This is a genomic window from Synechococcus sp. BA-120 BA3, from assembly GCF_034931285.1.
Classification (GTDB): domain Bacteria; phylum Cyanobacteriota; class Cyanobacteriia; order PCC-6307; family Cyanobiaceae; genus Cyanobium.
In genome coordinates this window covers 1-5,306 of sequence record NZ_JAYGHZ010000084.1, presented here as the reverse complement: position 1 = coordinate 5,306, position 5,306 = coordinate 1, and the positions used below count along the sequence as shown (strand labels likewise).

At 59.9% G+C, this 5,306-nt stretch carries 2 protein-coding genes; both read left to right on the top strand.

All coding sequences use genetic code 11. The annotated features are described in order from the left end of the window. Positions 1 to 51: 51 nt before the first annotated feature. Entirely contained in the window at positions 52 to 4,920 is a 4,869-nt protein-coding gene (locus VB737_RS05235) for an Eco57I restriction-modification methylase domain-containing protein (protein WP_500311727.1), read from the top strand. Beyond that, positions 4,917 to 5,240, top strand: a complete 324-nt coding sequence (locus VB737_RS05230; RefSeq protein WP_500311725.1) for a DUF262 domain-containing protein — start codon at positions 4,917 to 4,919, stop codon at positions 5,238 to 5,240. The genes VB737_RS05235 and VB737_RS05230 overlap by 4 nt, the downstream gene beginning before the upstream one ends. The last annotated feature ends 66 nt before the right edge of the window (positions 5,241 to 5,306 follow it).

Below are 5,306 nucleotides of genomic sequence, written 5' to 3'. Positions count from 1 at the left end.
GCGGTCTTGAGCTTGCGGATGATCTGTTCGGATGTGTGCCTGGTGCGTTTCATGGTCGAGTCCCCGGCCCAGTCTGGCCGGCTGAAGACTCTCATTCACCCTGGACCGGTTTCCGGGGTCCACGTCACCAAGGCTCAGCTGGAGGCAGATCACACAGCCGACGTCAGTACACCAGAGGCCGAATTCAAGGCCCTGCGGAAGCCCTGGCAGAAGCTCCGGGAAGCCGAACTGGGGATCACCGGTGATCCAGCTGAGCGCCTGCGCCTACAGCGGGAACTGTTCTTCCAGCCGCTGTGCGAGGCCCTGGGGTATCCCTACGCCCCGAAGGCGGAGCCCGTGCTGATCGGTGGCGAGGCGTATCAGATCCCGCTGCTGGCGGAGATCAGCAACGCCAAAGGCGAGCCCTGGCTGTGGGTGGTGGAGTGCTTCAACCCCAACGATGAGCCGGCGGATCCGCTCGAGCTCACGATCGCCACGAGCTGGGCCTGCCAGATCGAGGATCCGATGCTGGGGACGGTGCTGCCCGGCTCGGATGGCCAGGGCAGCGAAACCTGGGAGGAGCTGATCAGCGAGCGGATCTTCGCCCAGGACATCCCGCCGCGCTGGGTGTTGGCGGTGGGCCGCGACCAGCTGCTGCTGATTGATCGCCAGAAGTGGGCCGCTTCACGGCTGCTGCGCTTTGAGCTGAACGCGCTCCTGGGTGAGAACAACCCCGATGCCGTGTTGGCGGCCGCCACGCTGCTGCACCGCGAGCACACCTGCCCCACGAGCGGCGGGACGCCGTTGCTGGATGAGCTCGATGAGAACAGCCACAAGCACGCCTATGAGGTGAGCGGCGATCTCAAATACGCGCTGCGCAAGTCGATCGAGCTGCTCGGCAACGAGGCGATCCACTGGCGCCGCAGCCGCAATGAAGGCGTGTTCAAAGGCAAAACCGACGCCGACCAGCTCACGCTCGAATGCCTCCGGTACATGTACCGGTTGCTGTTCCTCTTCTACATCGAGAGCCGGCCTGAGTTGGGCTATGCACCGATGGGCAGCGATGTCTATCGCCTCGGCTACAGCCTCGACAGCCTGCGCGACATGGACAGCGCTGAGCTCGGCAGTGAGGAAGACAAGGAAGGCACCTACATCAGCGATTCGCTCGATCGCCTGTTCCAGATGATCTGGGAGGGCTACCCGAAGCGCGACGACGCCACAGCCCAGCTGCCGCTGGCCGAAACCGAGGAGGTGTTCCACGACAGCTTCCGGCTCACACCGCTGAAGGCGCACCTGTTTGATCCCGAGCGCATGCCTGCGCTCACCCGCGTGCACTTCCGCAACGTGGTGCTGCAAGAGGTGATCGAGCTGATGTCGCTCACCAAGGAAGGCAAGGGTAAACGGCGCGGCCGGGTGAGCTACTCCCAGCTGGGTATCAACCAGTTGGGCGCCGTGTATGAGGCCCTGCTCAGCTTCCGGGGCTTCTTCGCCGAGGAAGACCTCTACGAGGTGCAACCTGCACCGAAAAAGGGGAAAGCCGCCGTCAGCGTCGACGACGACTTCGAAAACGGCGACGACGAGGGAGACGACGACACCACCAAAGCCAGCGGGCAGGCCCACGACGAGCTGGAGGTGGGGCACTTTGTGACCTTTGAGCAGCTCAAGGCCTACAAAAGAGAAGAGATCGTGCCCGATCCCGGCACCGGCAATCCGAAGTGCTATCCCAAGGGAAGTTTCATCTACAGGCTGGCAGGCCGCGACCGCGAGAAGAGCGCCAGCTACTACACGCCCGAATCGCTCACCCAGTGCCTGGTGAAGTATGCGCTCAAGGAGCTGCTGCCAGGCAAAACGGCGGCCGAGATCCTGCAGCTGAAGGTGTGTGAGCCGGCAATGGGCTCGGCTGCATTTTTGAACGAAGTGGTGAACCAGCTGGCCCAGGCCTACCTAGAGCTGCGCCAGCAGGAAACGGGCCGGAGCATCCCCCACGAGCAGTTCGCCACTGAGCTCCAAAAGGTGAAGATGCGCCTGGCCGACCAGAACGTCTTCGGCATCGACCTCAACCCGGTGGCGGTGGAGCTGGCGGAGGTGAGCCTGTGGCTCAACAGCATCTTTACGCCAGAAAACGGCCGGGCCTTTGTGCCCTGGTTCAGCCAGCAGTTGGTGTGCGGCAACTCGTTGATCGGTGCCAAGCGCCAGATCTACCGGGTAAGCCAGCTACCAACCGAAGGTAAAAAAGCCAAACCCAGCAAGATCTGGCATGAACACGCTCCAGAGGAGCTGGCCTGGGATGCGGAGCTGCCGGAAGGCGCAATCTTCCACTTCCTGCTGCCCGATCCGGGCATGGCCGCCTACAAAGACAAGGTGATTAAGGAGCTTGAACCAGAGGCCATCGAGCGCTGCCAGCGCTGGAACAAGACGTTTGTGGGTGCGGCGTTCAGTGAGTCCCAGATTTCCCACCTGCTGCGGCTGAGCAAACTGGTGGATGACCTCTGGAAGGCCTGGGCCCAGCAACAGAAACAGTTACGCCTGCGCACTACCGATCCGCTTCCGGTATGGCCAGAGAGCGAAACAACAGGTGCAAACGACGTTGCCTGGACCTCGCTGAAACTCAAAGACCGCATCCAAGAGCAGGAGGTGCTGGGCCGCGATGTGGCCAACACCAATGCCCGCCTGCGGCTGAAGTGGGCGATGGACTATTGGAGTGCACTTTGGTTCTGGCCAATCAACCAGGCAGGTTCATTACCCAGCCGAGATACCTGGCTGCTGGAGCTGAGCATGATCCTGGGTGATCTAGAGCAGGGCGTTGCTCCCGAACTTGGCCAAGGGCAGCTATTTGCCGATACCCAACCCAAACAGCTGGCCGTGGATTTCAGCGACCGCCACGGCTTTGTGAATGTGGAAAAGCTCAAGGCTGAGTTTGAGCGATTACGACAGGTGGAGGTGGTAGCCAAACGCATCAAGCCGCTGCACTGGGATCTGGAATTTGCTGATCTGCTGGCGAGCGGCGGCTTTGATCTAATCGTGGGCAACCCGCCCTGGCTGAAGGTGGAGTGGGAGGAAAAGGGCGTGATCGGCGACACCGACCCGATGGTGCTGATCCGCAAGGTGACCGCCAGTGAGCTTGCGAAACGCCGGGGCGAGGCGCTGACCGCCCAGCCTGATCTGCAGGCGGCTTACCTCGAAGAGTTTGAGGCGCAGAACGGTAGCCAGGCGTTTCTGAATGCCGTAGCGAACTATTCGCTGCTGAAAGGCAGCCAGACGAACCTGTTCAAGTGCTTTTTGCCCCAATCCTGGCGGGTTGCTTCTGGGCAAGGCGTGCAGGGATTCCTACATCCAGAGGGGGTGTATGACGACCCAAAGGGTAGAGCGCTGAGGGAGGTGCTATATGGGCGGCTTCGGTATCACCTTCAATTCCAGAATCAGCTAATCCTGTTTCCAATTACAGACAGACAAAAGTATAGCCTAAATGTGTACGGTCCATGGCGGCAACCAAGCTTCATTCATCTTGCTAATCTCTTCCATGCCAAAACAGTTGACGCCTGCTTCGCCCATGATGGCAATGGCGCAGTTGGCGGCATCAAGACAGAAGGCAACCGATGGGATATGACCGGCCATCGCCAGCGACTCATCCCAGTAGGAGAACAGACACTTGCACTTTTTGCCCAACTTTATGATGAACCCGGAACTCCTGCCCGCCAAGCCAGGCTGCCGGCTCTGCATTCCCAGCAACTCCAAAGTGTACTGGAAAAGTTTGCTACGGCAACAAAACGGCTGGGTGATCTGCAGGGTCAGTACTTCGCCGTCGAGATGTGGCACGAAACCAATGCTCAGAAAGACGGAACAATCCGCCGAGACACCAGCTTTCCTAGCAATCCCACCGAGTTAGTGCTTTCCGGACCCCACTTCCAAATCGGTCGACCATTCAACAAAACGCCGCGAAGAACATGCACTGAAAACAGTCACTATGACTGTCTTGATCTCGTCTCTCTACCAACCGACTACTTACCCCGTACCAACTACCGGCCGGATGTAGATCCAGCCGAATACCTTGCCCGCACACCGCGGGTGCCCTGGGGAGCCAGGAAACATGTGACTGATTTCTTTCGTGTCGGAGCGAGAGGCATGCTCCCTCCCTCAAATGAGAGAACCTATGTCCCGTCTTTGCTACAACCAGGGGCCGGTCATGTCCACGGAGTGCAATCAATTTCCTTTAGAGAAAGCTCGCTACTGCTCGCATATCTTTCCTTTGGGCAGTCTATTGTCGCTGATTTTTTTATTAAGTCAACTGGCCGAACCAATCTGCACTACACATGGGAAGTCTTTCCGCTTATAAATGCAACTGTCGACTTCTCATCGCGCACGCTTATCCTCAACTGCCTCACCACTCACTACGCCGATCTCTGGAGCGAATGCTGGGATGAAGCCTTCCGCCAGCAACGCTGGGCCAAACAGGATCCCCGCCTCCCCAACGAGTTCTTCACCAACCTCACCCCCACCTGGCAGCGCGACTGCGCGTTGCGCACCGATTACGCCCGCCGCCAGGCCCTGGTGGAGATCGATGTGCTGGTGGCCCAGGCCCTCAAGCTCACCCTCGAAGAACTGATCACCATCTACCGCGTGCAGTTCCCGGTGATGCAGCAATACGAACGCGACACTTGGTACGACCAGAACGGCCGCATCGTGTTCACCGCCAGCAAAGGCCTCTCGGGTGTGGGCTTCCCCCGCAAAGGCTCAGGCCGTGGCGCCAACAAGACCACCGGCTGGGAAGACATTTGCGAGATGACCTCGGACACCGTCTCCCGCACGATCATCGACGACACGCTGCCCGGTGGGCCGGTGGAGCGGACGATCACCTACGAAGCACCGTTTGATTGCTGTGATCGGGTGAAGGACTATCGGATTGCATGGGAGTTCTTCGAGCGGGAGGGCGTTGGTGCATGACCATCTACGAAGACACCAACTCCAAGCCCCTACTTGATCTGCTGGATCGGATCCACAGCGGCGACATGGTGTTGCCCGATTTCCAGCGCGATTTCGTCTGGGAGCCCAGTGCCACCCAGGCCCTGATCGTCTCGATCGCTAACAACTACCCCGCCGGCAGCATCCTGCGCGTGCGCGATCGGCAGCGAGCCTTCTCCAGCCGTGAGTTCGAAGGTGCTCCACCACCCTCCTTCGAGCACACTTTCCTAGTGCTCGACGGCCTGTCAGGCGACAGCGAAAACTGGCCCAGATGCGACACGAAATCTGGCCCCCCTCCTTGAGCCACTGACCAGGGCCAGCGCGCAGCCTGCGGTGCTGTCACCTCTGGAGCAGAGCTCCCGGGATGC

Coding starts and splice junctions, on each gene's coding strand:
- VB737_RS05230 (WP_500311725.1), top strand. CDS start 4,917: ATGACCATCTACGAAGACACCAACTCCAAGCCCCTACTTGATCTGCTG.
- VB737_RS05235 (WP_500311727.1), top strand. CDS start 52: ATGGTCGAGTCCCCGGCCCAGTCTGGCCGGCTGAAGACTCTCATTCAC.